Origin of the sequence: Algoriphagus sp. SE2 (assembly GCF_039563885.1) — a bacterium.
Taxonomy (GTDB): Bacteria; Bacteroidota; Bacteroidia; order Cytophagales; family Cyclobacteriaceae; genus Algoriphagus.
In genome coordinates, this window is sequence record NZ_JBCLWJ010000014.1 from 1 (window position 1) to 16104 (window position 16104).

General features: G+C 37.8%; 13 protein-coding genes and 1 tRNA gene. 9 read left to right on the plus strand and 5 right to left on the minus strand.

Annotation, left to right across the window (positions count from 1 at the left end):
* From AAGF08_RS15300 to AAGF08_RS15320, 5 genes are all read left to right on the plus strand, one after another.
* On the plus strand, positions 1-2580 hold a 2580-nt coding region (locus AAGF08_RS15300), incomplete at its 5' end, for a PVC-type heme-binding CxxCH protein (protein ID WP_343512150.1).
* Positions 2581-2721: 141 nt separating this feature from the next.
* The gene (locus AAGF08_RS15305) at positions 2722-3852 is read left to right on the plus strand and encodes a VCBS repeat-containing protein (RefSeq protein WP_343512152.1); all 1131 of its coding nucleotides are present in this window, start codon (positions 2722-2724) and stop codon (positions 3850-3852) included.
* A 282-nt stretch (positions 3853-4134) separates the two neighbouring features.
* A complete protein-coding gene (locus AAGF08_RS15310) occupies positions 4135-4803 on the plus strand; it encodes a hypothetical protein (RefSeq protein ID WP_343512153.1) in 669 nt (222 codons plus the stop codon).
* Between the two features lie 131 nt (positions 4804-4934).
* On the plus strand, positions 4935-6284 hold the full coding sequence (locus AAGF08_RS15315) for a nucleoside hydrolase-like domain-containing protein (RefSeq protein WP_343512154.1): 1350 nt from the start codon (positions 4935-4937) through the stop codon (positions 6282-6284).
* A 140-nt stretch (positions 6285-6424) separates the two neighbouring features.
* Positions 6425-7738, plus strand: a complete 1314-nt coding sequence (locus AAGF08_RS15320) for a sulfatase-like hydrolase/transferase (protein WP_343512155.1) — start codon at positions 6425-6427, stop codon at positions 7736-7738.
* A gap of 26 nt (positions 7739-7764) precedes the next feature.
* Here AAGF08_RS15320 and AAGF08_RS15325 read toward each other — a convergent pair whose 3' ends face one another.
* Positions 7765-9135, minus strand: a complete 1371-nt coding sequence (locus tag AAGF08_RS15325; protein WP_343512156.1) for a sulfatase — start codon at positions 9133-9135, stop codon at positions 7765-7767.
* A 160-nt stretch (positions 9136-9295) separates the two neighbouring features.
* On the opposite strand from AAGF08_RS15325, the gene AAGF08_RS15330 reads away from it, so the two are divergent.
* Positions 9296-9973, plus strand: a complete 678-nt coding sequence (locus AAGF08_RS15330) for a toll/interleukin-1 receptor domain-containing protein (RefSeq protein WP_343512157.1) — start codon at positions 9296-9298, stop codon at positions 9971-9973.
* Between the two features lie 66 nt (positions 9974-10039).
* Positions 10040-10219 carry a hypothetical protein gene (locus AAGF08_RS15335; protein WP_343512158.1) on the plus strand — a complete coding sequence of 60 codons (180 nt, stop codon included), beginning with the start codon at positions 10040-10042 and terminating at the stop codon, positions 10217-10219.
* Positions 10220-10393: 174 nt separating this feature from the next.
* Here the strand turns inward: AAGF08_RS15335 and AAGF08_RS15340 are convergent.
* Positions 10394-10467, minus strand: a tRNA-Arg gene (locus AAGF08_RS15340).
* Positions 10468-10647: 180 nt separating this feature from the next.
* Here AAGF08_RS15340 and AAGF08_RS15345 point away from each other — a divergent pair.
* Positions 10648-11385 (plus strand): porin family protein, encoded by a 738-nt coding sequence (locus tag AAGF08_RS15345; RefSeq protein ID WP_343512159.1) that lies wholly within the window; start codon positions 10648-10650, stop codon positions 11383-11385.
* A gap of 78 nt (positions 11386-11463) precedes the next feature.
* Here the strand turns inward: AAGF08_RS15345 and AAGF08_RS15350 are convergent, their stop codons facing one another.
* Positions 11464-12084 (minus strand): PA-phosphatase, encoded by a 621-nt coding sequence (locus tag AAGF08_RS15350; RefSeq protein ID WP_343512160.1) that lies wholly within the window; start codon positions 12082-12084, stop codon positions 11464-11466.
* Positions 12084-13538: an RNA polymerase factor sigma-54 gene (gene rpoN / locus AAGF08_RS15355; RefSeq protein ID WP_343512161.1), complete on the minus strand. Its 1455-nt coding sequence runs from the start codon at positions 13536-13538 to the stop codon at positions 12084-12086. The genes AAGF08_RS15350 and rpoN overlap by 1 nt, the downstream gene beginning before the upstream one ends.
* Before the next feature lie 177 nt (positions 13539-13715).
* On the opposite strand from rpoN, the gene asnS reads away from it, so the two are divergent.
* The gene (asnS, locus tag AAGF08_RS15360) at positions 13716-15167 is read left to right on the plus strand and encodes an asparagine--tRNA ligase (protein WP_343512162.1); all 1452 of its coding nucleotides are present in this window, start codon (positions 13716-13718) and stop codon (positions 15165-15167) included.
* A gap of 42 nt (positions 15168-15209) precedes the next feature.
* Here asnS and AAGF08_RS15365 read toward each other — a convergent pair whose 3' ends face one another.
* Positions 15210-16052, minus strand: coding sequence for a DUF3667 domain-containing protein (locus tag AAGF08_RS15365; protein WP_343512163.1), 843 nt, complete (start codon positions 16050-16052; stop codon positions 15210-15212).
* Between the last annotated feature and the right edge of the window lie 52 nt (positions 16053-16104).

A 16104-nucleotide genomic window follows, 5' to 3' on the forward strand; every position in this document is an offset into this window, starting at 1 on the left:
AAGGAGAATGAAAACCTTTTGATGTATACCGAAGCAATGGAGGAAGTGGCAGATAAATATGAGAATGTGATTTTCGTGGATGTTTTCGGCCCCAGTGAAAAATGGTATGCCTTGGAAGATGAACCGCTAACAATAGATGGTTCTCAATTGAATGACAAGGGTTATAAAATGTTTTCTGAGTTTCTAGCCGATGAACTTTTTGGCGGAAACAAAATAGCAAGTACGCATGAAGATTTGATCCATGAAGCTGTGTTGGAGAAAAACTGGATGTGGCACAATGATTATAAAATTCCAAATGGAGTTCATGTTTTTGGTAGAAGATATGATCCATTTGGCCCAGCTAATTATCCATTTGAACTGGAAAAAATCAGACAGATGACAGCCATCAGAGACACTGCAATCTGGATGTCTACAAAAGGGGGAAAGAAAGATTTGGCCGCAGCTGATGCTTTGACCAGAACACTTCCAGAAGTAAAAACGAATTACAACCCAGATGCCAATGGAGATCTGGAATATAAGTATGGCGAAGAAGCTTTAAAGACTATAAAAGTCCCTGTTGGATATAAAATTGAATTATTCGCATCTGAAGAAGATTTCCCTGAATTAGCAAACCCAATGCAAATGTCTTTTGACAATAAGGGAAGACTTTGGGTGGCTGTGATGCCAAGTTACCCGCACTACAAGCCGGGAGACTCCAAGCCGAACGATAAATTATTGATTTTCGAGGATACTGATAAAGATGGTAAAGCAGATGAAGTAAAAGTTTTCGCTGATGGATTATCAATACCTATCGGATTTGAAATTGCTCCAGAGGGAGTGTATGTATCCCAAGCCCCTAATTTGGTTTTGCTAACAGATACAGATGGGGATGACAAAGCTGACAAGAAGCAAATTCTGTTAAGCGGATTTGATGATCATGATACGCACCATGCTATTTCTGCTTTTACTACAGATGAAAGCGGCGCAATACACATGGCCGAAGGTGTCTTCCTCCACACGAATGTAGAGACTTCTTATGGTCCGGTTAGAGCGACAAACGGTGGATTCTATAGATATGAGCCAAAAAGACATAAGCTAGAACGAGTCAATCAAGTTAGTATCCCAAACCCTTGGGGAATTGCATTTGATGATTGGGGACAGAACTTCTATGCAGAAACTTCAGGCCCAAATGTCAACTGGATGCTCCCAGGTTCGGTATTGCCACGTTATGGAAATGCAAATTTTAAAGGACCTAACCTGATTGAGCAAAGACACATGGTTCGGCCAACTTCTGGGCTTGAGTTTATCTCTAGCCGCCATTTCCCGGATGATATTCAGGGAGATTTAATTATCAATAATACCATAGGTTTCTTAGGCACCAAGCAACACAAGGTCAAAGAAGACACTGTTGGTTTTACAACCAATTGGGCTCAGGATTTAATTACCTCATCCGACGGAAATTTCCGACCTGTAGATATGGAAATAGCTCCAGATGGTTCTCTATATGTGGTGGATTGGCATAATATATTGATTGGTCACATGCAGCACAATGCAAGAGACCCTTTCAGAGACCATGTCCATGGTAGAGTATATAGACTTACTTACCCTTCCCGTCCTTTAGTAGAGCCTGCTAAAATCGATGGAGCAAGTATTCCAGAATTATTGGAAAACTTAAAACTGCCAGAGTACCGATCTCGCTATCGTACCAGACGAGAGTTGAGAGGAAGAGATCAAGAAGACGTATATCAAGCGGTAGAAAAATGGCTTACTGAACTGGATCCTTCTGATCCTCGATATGAACACCATAGATTGGAGGCACTTTGGGTAACTTGGGGTATCAATAAAATCAATCAGGATTTATTGAGAACGCTTTTGAAGTCAGATGATTATCGAGTAAGAGCCGCTTCTGTAAGAGCCTTGCGATATACTGGACATCAGGTGAAAGATCAGCCGGAATTATTAATGGAAGCAGTGAAGGATCCTCATGGAAGAGTCAGAATGGAAGCCATAGCTGCAGCGTCTTGGCTCCCCAAAGAAGTAGGCGTTCCTATTTTGGCGGAAGCTGAAAAGCAGGAAAAAGACAATACCTGGATTCCTAGAACTTTAGAAACTGCTATAGCGCACATCAATAGTCTTTCTGTTGCTGAGAAAAAAGAAGAAGATATCAAGTCATCACTCACAGGTTCAGATCGGGAATTATTCGTTTTAGGTAAAGAGATTTATGCCAGAGAGGGCTATTGTTCTACTTGCCACCAGCCAAATGGAAGAGGATTGTCCGCATCGCAATTCCCTCCACTAGCAGGAACCCCTTGGGTAACCGGAAATGAAGAACGTTTAATCAAAATCGTTCTAAAAGGTTTATTAGGGCCTATTACAGTTCTCGGAAATGATTATCCAGGCCAAGTGCCTATGACACCTTTTGAAGGAATGTTGGATGATTCTGAAGTAGCTGCTGTATTAACTTATGTGAGGAATTCATTCGGAAACCAAGCATCTCCGATTTCGCCGGATTTAGTCAGAAAGGTAAGAGAGGAAATTAAGGATTATGAAGGCTTCTATAAGCCGGCGGAATTGTTACAAATGCATCCTTTGGAAAAATAGTGGTCAGTTCTCAGTTGTCAGTTGTTGCATTTTAGACTTCTGAATTAAGACTTCTAACTTTTGCATGATGACTTCTGATTTCTAATTCCAACCCTTACCAAAATCTCGTAAATCGTAATTGCTACCATAAAACCCGAAAACATGAGTATTCTAAAACCATTCCTAACGGCAATGCTGGCTTCAACACCCTTTTTGGTTTCAGCCCAAGAAATGACCGTCAAGTTTGAAAAACAAGTCATTGCTTTTGAAAGCACTGAATCAGTTGGGGTTTTTGATGTGAATAATGATGGAGTTTTAGACTTGGTATCCGGGAGTTTTTGGTATAAAGGGCCTGAGTTTCTTGACCGGTCTTTGATTGGTCAAGTCAAGCGATTTGGAGAATATTATGAGGATTTTTCCACCATTCCCTTGGATGTCAATGAGGATGGCAAGATAGACTTTGTGACTGGAGGCTGGTTTGAAGGAACATTGATCTGGAAAGAAAATCCAGGTGACGGAAGTGAGTGGCCAACTCATGAAATCGCCAAAACGGGCAATATCGAAACTACCCGAGGCTGGGATATAGATGGGGATGGCGTATTGGAGATTTTCCCAAATACTCCCAGAAAAGCCTTAGCATTTTATAAAAAGACAGGTCCGGATCAATTTGAAAAATTTCCGGTAGCTGATATGCATGGACATGGTTTGGGTTTGGGTGATATCAATGGAGATGGGAGAAAAGATCTCGTTATCTCAACGGGCTGGCTAGAGGCGCCAAGTGACCTTAAAACAGGAAGCTGGATCTTGCATGAAGATTTCGATTTAGGAGATGCCAGCATTCCTATGATTATAGCCGACGTCAATATGGATGGTATGAACGACATTATTGTGGGACAAGCTCATTCTTTTGGTTTGTATTGGTTGGAGCAGCAAAAGTCTGGCAGTCCTTTCAGTTTTGTGAAACATGATATAGATCCTTATCAATCACAATATCATACCATGGAATGGGTTGACATCAACAATGACGGTGAAAATGAATTGGTAACAGGAAAACGCTACCGTGCGCATAATGGTAGAGATCCTGGAGGAAAAGATTATGTAGGGCTCTATTATTTCAAATGGAATGGAGAATCTTTTAGCAAAAACATCATCAGCTATGGCCCTGCCGGAGAAGGAAAAGGCTCTGGTCTGTATTTTTCAGTATCAGACTTAAATGGAGATGGGTGGAAAGACATTGCTGTTGCTGGAAAAGATGGGCTTGTCGTTTTTCATAATTTGGGTTCAGATAGGTAATCTAAACCTCTTATTAAATCCCAGATTAAAACTTGTTACTCTAGATAATTATTAACAGAAGAATTAGTAAATAAAATCCTGGGTATTTCAAAAAATCACCATCTATAGACTCCTCACTTTTATCAATCACTTAAATTTTTTACCGAATTTTTTAATTACAACTAACTTTAAAATATATAAAAACGTATAAAATATTATTATTTTTGCTGTTTAAATATTAAAATAGTCATATTTTTATAGTATATTCATACGTAACCATTGTTCAACTAAACATTTTTAATCATGAAAAATCTCTCAATAATCTTCTCTTGTGCATTCCTTTTAATAATATCTGGATGCGAAATGTCAAATGAGGTCGATACACCATCCGACCACACATTAAAAATCACAAATACTCTAAATACTGTTGATTTAGATGGTAATATGAAACAGGTAAAAGTTCAACCCAACTTCGCCAGTACCAAGGCTACAAATAGCAATGCTAGAAAAGGGGATGGAACTGTTATGATCAATGGTCATATGGATTGGTATCCTAATGATTCCGATAATACTTGGAAAAAATCTTTAAATGCCATTAGTGGAGATCCAACTTCTGGCAAAGGCCAAGTAGAAGTAAAATCCAATTTTTGGGGTGATGTCCATGGAAGTGTCATGTGTGCCTATGCTGAAGGAAATGAAGCAGTGGTGGCCATGTATATTACCCAAGCGCCAGATGAGCTGAATATTTGGTATAATGAAGGAAGCATCGTCTGGTTTCGTTTAACCGATAATGGAGAGGGGAAAAATGCACCAGCAGATCAACATTACAACACCATTTGGTATTATCCAGGAAATTTTGAAACTATTGAGGAAGCACAGGATTTTCTAATGGATTATACCTGTGAAGATTTATTTTGGTACAATTGGGGAACTCCAAGAGATATAGCTGAAGGAAATTTCCAAATCAAATAAACCTATCCATTCCTATTGGATACTTTTTTTCAAAAAGGTGTAGAAAATTTTCTACACCTTTTTTGTCCCCTAAGCACAGGATACTTTTTTGAGATGTTCCTTACAACTTAGGACATAACAGATTCCTTAAGATGATCCGATTAAGTCTACTTTCTATTATTTACCTTTTCTCTGTTCAGCTATTTGGTCAAGCCACTTCTATTTCAAAACCACGAATATTAATCAGTACCGACATTGGTGGCACCGACCCAGATGACAATCAAAGTCTGGCACACCTACTTATGTATACCGATAAAATTGACCTTGAGGGCTTGGTCTCTTCACCATCCTATGGGAGTGGTAGTACAAGTGAGATATTCAGGATGATAGACCTTTACGAAAAGGATCTGCCTAATCTGAAAAATCATCAATCTGGATTTGCAGAACCAGAATATCTTAGGTCAATCACAAAACAAGGAAGAAAAGGAGGAGCTCCTTTTGCAGGATTTACAACTTCGACGGAAGGATCTGAATGGATCATCAAAACCGCTAAAAAAGAAGATAACCGACCCTTATGGGTTCTTGTTTGGGGAGGTTTGGAAGACCTGGCCCAAGCACTGCATGATGCTCCGGAAATCCAGAATCAAATCCGTGTTTACTGGATAGGTGGTCCTAATAAAAAATGGAGTGCAAATAGTTATGCATATATCGTTGCCAACTTCCCAGACCTCTGGATGATTGAAGTAAATTCAAGCTACTATGGTTTTTTCTCCAATAATCAAATTCCAGATGTCATCAAAACAACAGATTACTATCAAAACCAAATTGAAGGAGCTGGTAATCTTGGTGAAGATTTTAGAAATTATTATGAAGGAGAGATCAAAATGGGTGATACTCCCTCACTATTGTATTTGATGCACGGAAATGCAAATGAACCCACCAGTGAGAGTTGGGGTGGGAAATTCGAAAAGATCCAGAGAAGTTCTAGGGCTATTTTTGATCGAAAAACTACGCTAAAAGATTCTGTTGCATTTTGCACTATAGTCGAATATAAATTTCAAGGCCCCAAAATCGAAGTTTCCGCTGATTCAGTAGTATTTTGGATGGAGGTTCCTTATCAAAACGACAAACAAGTTTGGCCTGGATATTATCTGGGAGATGGATTATATAGTCTCCGTTATGCTCCTAAGCAGGCCGAAGTATTACGATTTCAGTTCACCTCTTTTATCGAAGGCTTCCCTACAGGCGAAGGTCAACTTGTTGTAACTAATCTTTGGCCAGGGAAAGCTAGACCCGAAGACTATATTTTGGGAGAAAATTGGTATTCTGACTCCTCCAATCCAGAAGATTTCGATGGAAGACTACAGGGTGGTAAAACAATTTTGAAATGGAGAAATGAAGTACTTTCAGACTGGGCGATACGATGGTCTTGGTTAAAGGAAAAAGAAGTGATTACTATTAATATTTCAATAAATCTTACGGATGAAGACCAAGCCCAATAGTCACAGATTAAATTATAGAAATAAGGGGTTGTAAATTTTACTAAAACTATTCTAAATAGACAAGCTTTGATTAGGCTTGAAGTAATAATGGATAATCTCCGATATTCCTCTATATTCAATTATAACTTTATTACCCAACCATGAAATCAAGTCATTTTATATACCTCTTAATAATTTTAGTATTTGGAGGGTTTTTGATTTCAGCTAAATTATCTGCCCAAGAAAGACCTCCTAATATCATCCTGATCATGGTCGATGATCTTGGGGTAGAAACAATCGGTACGTATGGAGGCACCTCCTATTCTACACCTTTTATCGATGCTATGGCGGCTCAAGGCGCCAAGTTTGAATACGCTTTTGCGCAGCCCCTCTGCACCCCATCTAGAGTGCAACTTATGACTGGGCAATATAATGTGAGAAATTATAAGGTTTTTGGCCAGTTAGACCGAAATCAGATCACTTTTGCCAATCTTCTGAAAGATGCAGGTTATAAAACAGCTATCGCAGGAAAATGGCAGCTGGGTAAGGAAAAAGATTCTCCCCAACACTTCGGGTTTGAAGAATCTTGCCTATGGCAGCATATGCTAGGAGCAACTGACAAAAATGGGAATGACACCCGCTACTCTAATCCTGTTTTAGAAATCAATGGAGTTCCGAAACACTTTGATGGAGGGCAATTCTCAACAGATATCACGAGTGATTTTTTGATTGATTTTATGGAAAGAAATCAGAATCAACCCTTCTTTGCCTATTACCCGATGATTATTACCCATTGTCCCTTTGTCCCCACTCCTGATTCTAAAGATTGGGATCCGACGAGTCCTGGGTCCCCGACGTATAAAGGAGATGCTCAATACTTTGGAGATATGGTGGCTTATATGGATAAAACAGTTGGAAAAATCATTGCCAAAGTAGATGAAATGGGATTGAGTGAGGAGACCATTATTATTTTCACTGGAGACAATGGAACAGATCAGCCTGTTGTATCCATGTATCGAGGCAATGAATATCCCGGCGGGAAAAAATTCACCACTGAAAATGGAATTCACGTTCCTTTAGTTGTCAAGTGGGATAATAAGATTGCTCCCGGAACACAAAGTGATGACTTGATTGATTTTAGTGACTTCCTCCCCACAATTATCGAAGTTGCAGGAGTCCAGGCACCAAAAAGCCTTCCCCTTGATGGAGTAAGTTTCTTGCCTCAACTTCTTGGTAAAAAAGGGAAACCTAAAGATTGGATCTATAGCTGGTATTCACGAAATGGAGATATGGAAAATCTCCAAGAATTTGCTTTCAATAATGAATACAAACTCTACTCGACAGGGGAGTATTTTAATATTCAGGAAGATTGGCTAGAGGGAACTCCACTAAATTATAAAGACCTGGATAAGGAAGGCAAAAGGTCTTTCAAATCCCTCAATAAAGCATTGGAAAAGTTCGAAGACATTCGATAAGCTTTTAAGGGTACCCATTTACTAAACTACTCGATTTTTGCTTTTAGGTAGGCATTGGATTTCTTTTCCAGCTTTTTTCTCATTTGATTCAACGTTTTCTGGTGGACGGGATCAGCAGCTAGATTATTTATTTCCATAGGGTCTAGACTAAGATCATACAACTCCTCATGGCTTGGATCATTGATGTATCGGAAATATTTCCAACGTTCGGTACGGATCGCCTCACTCGGAGCGATGATTGCCACTTGCCAAAGATGCTCAAAAAGAAAATCTTTTCTATTCTTCATTTTCGGAGACCTCAAGCTTACTCCTTGCCATAATTTGGGTACCTTAATTCCAGCATAATCTAAAATTGTCGAAGGTACATCAATGTTAAGAGCATATTCAGATTTTCGGATCCCCCCTTCTTCCCTCGGGTCAAATACAATCAGAGGCACCCGAAGTGAGTTGTCATACATGAGCCATTTTCCGGCTAACTGCCTTTCTCCAAGGAAATATCCGTTATCTCCCATCAGGATAATTACGGTGTTCTCTGCTAATCCTTTCTCATCCAGAACTTTTCTGATTTTTCCAATTTCGGCATCAACTTGAGAGATCATTCGAAAATATCCCTTGACTGAATGTTGATATTTCTCTGGGGTGTCATATCTCCAAAACCAACGAGTTCGGTTTTCTCCGCTGCGAACATATTCTGGTTGCTCCATGAAATACTCATCCTCCCCGAGCTCAGGGTCTGGAATTGTGATGTTTTGGTACATGGTATCAAATTCCTCGGACCAGAAATACTGCAAAGGTGCTGGATCATGAGCATGAGGAGCAGAAAAACTCAATGAAAGCATAAAGGGCTGATCAGCAGGAGCTTCCTGAATAAAATCAATGGCTTGCTGACTTGTATAGCGCGTTAAGTGAACCGTGTCCTTTCCAATAGTTTTATAAAAATATCCTCTTCGGTCGTCAAATTTCCCATTTCTATCATAGCTTTCTCCTTTGTCAAACAAGGTTGAAAACCCGGGGTAATTAACCCCAAATTTCCCAAAAAATCCAGTGAAATAGCCAGCTTCTTTTAATTTAACCGGATAAGATTGGTCCATATAAGGCTGATTGATATCTCCCTGACCAAACGTATAGCCATGGGTTCTTTCATATAGCCCTGTCAATAAGCTGGCCCGACTTGCTGCACAAATCGGAGTGGTCACAAATGCGTTTTCAAAATATATCCCTTCTTCCGCCAGTCGATCCATTTCCGGAGTTTGGATAATTTCATTCCCAGCAAAACCCAAAGCGTCCCATCGTTGATCGTCGGTCAAAATGAATATGATGTTGGGTTTTTCCTGTTGGCCAAAAACCTGCAAAACAAAAAACAAAGAAATGAACAGCAATGAAAAATCCTTTTTCATGGGAATTAGTTAGTGGGTTATCCTGCAAGAAAAGGAGATTTTCCTTTTAACTATCCTGCTCGAACCTAATCTGATTGAAATTATTTTCTAGCTTTTGTCCAATGGTTAAATTGACTAACTTAATTAACATTAATTTGACTCATTCAAACGAGGCAGCGAGATGAAAGACTTTTTTATTAGCTATACGGGCAATGATGTAAACTGGGCAATCTGGATCAGCAAAATCCTGGAGGAAGCAAACTATACTACTGTTTTGCAAGCCAAAGATTTTAGACCAGGTTCTAATTTTGTTTACGAAATGTTCAAAGCGGTAGAAGCAAAACAAACAATTGCTGTTTACTCCGCTGATTATTTCGCTTCCATTTATACCATGCCAGAATGGGGTGCTGCATTTCAATCCGATCCGACAGGAGCAAAAAGAACAATTATTCCAATTAAAGTTAAGCCATGTGAACTCCCTCAAATGCTCAAGTCAATTGTCTATGTGGATTTAGTTGGGAAAGATCAGGGAACATCCAAAAAATTGATCCTAGATGCCGTTTCAGAAGAAAACTTATTTGATTTAAGCAAAGCCGAGTTTCCAGGGTCTTCGACCGGTCAAGTGGAATCATCTTCTACAAGTCTATCAAGCAAAGATGCTATAGAAAGATTACTTGAAATTTTAGATACCGCACGGATAACCTTCCAAGCCCAAGTAAAACTCCGAAACAAACTTGCAAAAAAAATCAAAGACAGAATCCCTAATACCAAACAGCTTCAATACGAAGATTTCTTTCATGAATATTTTGATCAGTTGTCTCAGGACGAACTAATTCTTCACCGTACGATAAGATCTTAAACTTCCAATGTTTTAAAGGAATACAACCAATCAGCTTTGGATTTGATCAAGGAGCATAGGGAACTCATGAAAAAGATCCCAAGACTTAAAGAATTGAAAGCCCATTTAGAAATATGGCTTGCAAAATTTAAAGGCCTCTTTGAAATCACCCCATCCAGTTGCTTAATCTATGTAGGAGTGGAAGAGAAAAAAGGCTTCCCTATAGGAATAGAACAGGAATTGAGGGAATATTTAGGAAATAACTAAGAAGCACGAAGTTTAGTCAAGTATAATGTTCCAATCCAAAAGACATCGAATGGATTATGTTATAATCATCAATAAAATTGATGAAGACACCAAGCTTTTATTTACCGACTAATGCTTCCTAAAACCCTTCCTGATATTAAATAAAAAAAGCCCAACACATATGGTTGGGCCTTGTGACCTCGTCAGGATTCAAACCTGAAACCTCCTGAGCCGTAATCAGGTGCTCTATTCAGTTGAGCTACGAAGCCGAAATGGAATGCAAAGGTATTTAATTTTCCTTTTTTATCAAACACTTAAATTTTAGAAAAAATTTATTTAGCCTAGCGAGTCCAAAATATACTTAAGAATAATTAAGACTAAAAACAGGGTAAATCCTTCAGGAATTCATATTTTTGCCCGCGATGAATTAATAATTCAATCCCTAATTAATGAAAAAAATATATACAGTTTTGTTTGCCTTCGTTTTTTTCCAGTCGGCTTTTGCCCAAGAAGGACCAAAAACTCCAATTGGAGGTAGACCAAATATTCCTAGCGACTTATCATTCGAGTTCGGATTTAACCAACTTAACAATAGACCAGAAGATATGAGCCTTAATTTTTTTAGGTCTCGTACATTTAATGTTTATTTCCAGCATCCAATCAAGATTTTTGGAGAGACATCTGGTATGACGATCAATCCTGGAATCGGTGTTGGCACAGACAAATATGCTTTCAAAGAATCCCAAAACTTATTTAACAATGAGCTTTTAGGTCCAGAATCAAGTGAGTTATTGAATATTTCAGAAGTTTATGGGGATAACATCAGACTAAAGACAAACACATTTGCCGCCAATTACTTCGACATCCCTTTAGACTTTACCTATCATCTAAATAAAACAAATCATTCCAAAGGTTTTAGAATGTCTATTGGAGGGAAATTTGGATTTCTTTATGAAGCACACTCAAAAATCAAATACACTGATTCTGATGGCTTGGAAAGAAAAGTGAAGGATTCTCAAAATTATGGATTGGAAAAATTCAGATACGGTTTAACCCTTAAAGCAGGCTCGCCTGGCTTCTATACCTGGTTTTACTATGGATTAAACAAAACATTTCAGGAAGGTAGAGGCCCCTTCGGTACTGAAGCCACACAAATTAATTTTGGTATTGCTGTCAATGTTTTCTAACATAAAATATTAAAGAAAAAAACCGAGTAGATTTGCTCGGTTTTTTTTTGTCCTTTAAGTTCTTTAGACTTTTCTTTTTCAGGGATAGATCAGATTAAATCCAATAAAACACAAAATGAAACCGAAAATGAAACCGAAATAGGTCTCTAAAGGTCGGTGTGCATTTAAATACAATCTAGCAGTACAAACGATGCCTGACAGGATTATTACCCCCAAAAGTGGATATAATGCATGGAACGTAGGGAATTTCATACTCAACACCACGACAGTAGCAAGAAGACCTCCCATACCAGTCATATGGGCTGACATTTTCCAAAAAAAAGTAATCAAGGTCAGACCAACTATAGAAGCAGAAATAATCCCAAGGACTTGCCACAAAACAGGATCTAATTCACCTTTATCATGTAAGAAATAAGTTGTCAGCAGAAAATAAATTGTCGTAACTACGAAGGGAATTATCCGATCTTTTATGTCAACCATGTGGATACTTTTTAAGGTCCCACTTAGCCTAAGACCAAAAATTGTAACCATAGGTATGACTAAAGTCGACAAGACAATTAAAAGAAATATTCTTCCCTTAAATGAATCAGGAATGCTGCTCGCCTCCGGAACTAAAAAGAGAATCAGCCCAAAAACCAAAGTAGGGACTAATAAAGGCTGAAAAACAACTGAAATAAATAGAGCAATATATCTCGCCACTAGAGTTCTTTTCTTAATCTTGCAACTGGTATTTGCAGTTGTTCCCTATATTTTGCGACCGTTCTTCGGGCAATATTGTACCCCTTCTTATTCAGCATCTTCACAAGTTTATCGTCAGATAATGGCTTCTTCTTATCCTCTGCATCGACCATGGCTTGAAGCACAGATTTAACCTCTCTATTACTCACATCTTCTCCACTATCTGTAGCTATGCCTTCTGAGAAGAAATATTTTAAAGGATAAACCCCAAATTCGGTCTGAATTGCTTTACTATTTGCAACTCTCGATACAGTGGAAATATCCATATCGATTTTTTCAGCAATATCTTTTAGAATCATAGGCCTCAGATTGGTTTCATCGCCATCTATAAAGAATTCCTTTTGATAATTCAGAATTGCTTCCATTGTTCTAAGCAACGTATTTTGTCTTTGTTTAATCGCATCAATAAACCACTTGGCCGCATCTAATTTTTGCTTCACAAAAGAGACGGTCTCTTTTAATTTTTTATCCTTCTTATCACTTTTATCATATGCATCAAACATTTCAGAATATGATCTTGACACCCTCAATTCCGGAGCATTTCTGGAATTTAAGCTGATCTCCAATTTTCCAGCTGTATTAGTCAGAATAAAATCAGGAATTATATATTGGGTTCTTACAAGACCATCGGCTACTCCTCCCGGTTTGGGATTCAATTTTGTTATAAGATTGACAGCTTCTTTGGTTTGCTCTTCTGTTAGATCACATTTCTTCTGGATTTTGGAATAATGCTTCTTTGTAAATTCATCAAAACAATCGTGAATAATTCTTAAGGCATTAATCACAGTTGGATCCTCGGGATGTTCTTTTCTTTCGAGCTGCAATACAAGACACTCTTGAAGATTTCTTGACGCAATTCCTGCAGGATCAAATGTCTGAATCTTTCTTAGTATTTCTTCAAGTTCATCAACATCTGTTTCAATATTTTGACTAAAAGCCAAATCATTGATAATAGCATCCAGATCTCGACGAATATATCCGTCGTTTTCAATGCTTCCTATTAATTGATGCCCTATAATCCTTTGACGATCATCAAGTTTTAAGAAATTAAGTTGAGAAACCAATTGCTCATGAAGGGAGGATTGACTGGAAATAGGGATTTCCCTATCTTCTTCATCAGGATTATAATTTCCATCCCCTTGCATTTTATAGCCTCCATATTCATCATCTAAATAATCATCGATGTTAACATCTCTGTCATCCTGTGCCGCATCCTCTTCATAATTATCCTCAAATTCATCTTGGGAACTATCTGAATCTTCCTCCTTTCCTTCCTCGAGGGCAGGATTTATTTCCAACTCCTCTTCAATTCTTGTATCTAATTCTGCTGTAGGAACCTGCAATAGTTTGATAAACTGAATCTGCTGAGGAGATAGTTTCTGAGAAAGTGACTGGCTAAGATTTAGCTTTTGCATTAGAAATCAAATAAAACCTAGAATTGGGTTCAAAAAAGGCCTTTTCAAGTGAAAAAGCCTCATACCCAAAGTTAGGAAAAACAAGCAATTTTTTGATAAAAAGCTTATTTAATCGTTTTTTTGCATTCCAATTAAAATTTCTCGGAAACAGAAAATTTCCATAAATAAATTCTCCTAATGGCATTTAACAAACGGGTCAAAATCAAGACCATTCTGGATGAAAATCCAGTAGGAACAGAAATCACGCTTATGGGTTGGGTTCGCACAAAAAGAAGCAATAAAAATGTTTCTTTCATTGCTCTCAATGACGGTTCAACTATTACCAATTATCAAATTGTTGCTGACCCAAATGTTATTTCTGAAGATATTTTAAAGAAATGCACGACAGGAGCCTGCTTGAAAGTCAAAGGTAAAGTTGTGGAATCAATGGGAGCAGGACAAGCATCTGAGTTGAATGCGCTAACTATAGAAGTTTTAGGTGAAGCGGACCCTGAAAAATATCCCCTACAGCCCAAAAAGCATTCTCTTGAATTCTTAAGGGAAATTGCACACTTAAGAATGAGGACAAATACGTTTGGTTCTGTTTTTAGAGTAAGACATGCTTTAGCCTTTGCAGTGCACAAATATTTTAACGATAAAGGCTTTTTCTACATCCATACCCCTATCATTACAGCCTCAGATGCTGAGGGGGCTGGAGAGACGTTTAAGGTGACAACTTTAGACCTGAAGAATCCACCATTGAATGAAGATGGAAAAATAAATTACCAAGAGGATTTCTTCGAAAGAGAAACAAACTTGACTGTTTCGGGGCAATTAGAAGGTGAGTTGGCTGCAATGGCACTTTCTGAAATCTACACGTTTGGACCTACTTTCAGAGCTGAAAATTCCAATACTGCAAGACATTTGGCTGAATTCTGGATGATAGAACCCGAAATGGCATTTTATGATGCGGAAGACAATCAAGATTTAGCAGAAGAATTCCTGAAATATGTGATTCAATACGCTCTGGATAATTGTGCTGATGATTTGAAATTTCTTGATCAAAGAATCGCAGAAGAAGAGAAATCAAAGCCACAGGACCAAAGAAGTGAGATGGGGCTATTAGAAAAATTGAAGTTTGTTGTTGAAAATGACTTCGTTCGTCTCACATATACGGAAGCTTTTGATATTTTGAGGAATTCAAAGCCTAACAAGAAAAAGAAGTTTGCCTATTTAATCGATGAATGGGGAGCTGATCTTCAATCTGAACATGAGCGTTATTTGGTAGAAAAACACTTTAAAAAACCAGTGATTTTAACCGATTACCCAAAAGAAATAAAATCCTTCTACATGCGTCAAAATGAAGATGGAAAAACTGTCGCAGCTATGGATATCCTTTTCCCTGGCATCGGAGAGATTGTTGGAGGGTCCCAAAGAGAGGAAAGATTAGATGTTTTGACCAAAAGAATGGAAGAAATGAATATTCCTCAAGATGAAATGTGGTGGTATCTGGATACCAGAAGATTTGGTGCAACGCCACATGCTGGATTTGGTTTAGGCTTTGAAAGAATGGTGTTATTCGTAACCGGAATGGGGAATATTAGAGACGTAATAGCCTTCCCCAGAACTCCAGGTAACGCGGAGTTTTAAATATCCATCCCCAGTTTTTTTTAAAGCTGGGGATTTTTTTACTTATAATACCATCCAATAAGTTACCCAGAACAAAATATATCTATAGATAATAAAACTGGGTATAATATAAACTCCTAATAAGACACTTCTCCATATGGATCCAATTGTACTTGTATCATAGGCTTTTCTGATCAAAAAATACATGTATATGATAATTACCAGGAGGAATGAAATGGAAAGTGTCAACTCATTAAAAAATGAATTAAAGGACATCCCTAAAACATTTCCAAAAAGCATAATAACCCCTGGTATTAAAACCAGAGCAAATAGAATATAAAACCCATAGAAATACGCTGAACCAGCAAGAAAATCTACTAAAAATAGTTTTTTTCTTTTCCAGAAAAGCAATTTCAAAAACAAGCCTTGGAGCAAAACTAATACTATCAATAGTAGCTTCCCATTAGAAGATGAAACCCCTTCATACTCCAAAGTATAGGACTCAAGTGATCTTTGGCTTTCCTGTAGATAGGATTCTACTATCGGACGGATTGAACTACTATAAGGAAGATTATTCAATTGAACATCCAAAGAAGTATTGAATGTAGATATGAAAGGGAAAATAAAATAAACCAGGTTTGCAAAAAAGAAAAGCTGAAGTGGAGAAAGGTATTTTTTCCTAATACCAATAACAAAACTTTTTGTTAGCTCTCCAGGGTTAGTTAGCAGTAATTTAATTGTTTTAAAAAATTTTCCATCTGCTACAAAAACTGAAGAAATAGCCTCTTCAAAAAAATGATTCAGCTTTTTATCTTCACTTTCAATTCTTTTTTCGCCGCAGTTATAGCAATATAAACCTTTTAGTTCTTCACCGCATCGCACACAAGAATAACCCTTAGATTCCATTTCTATGAATTTATGTTCAATCAAGGTTAATGTTTATTACTCATATTGAATT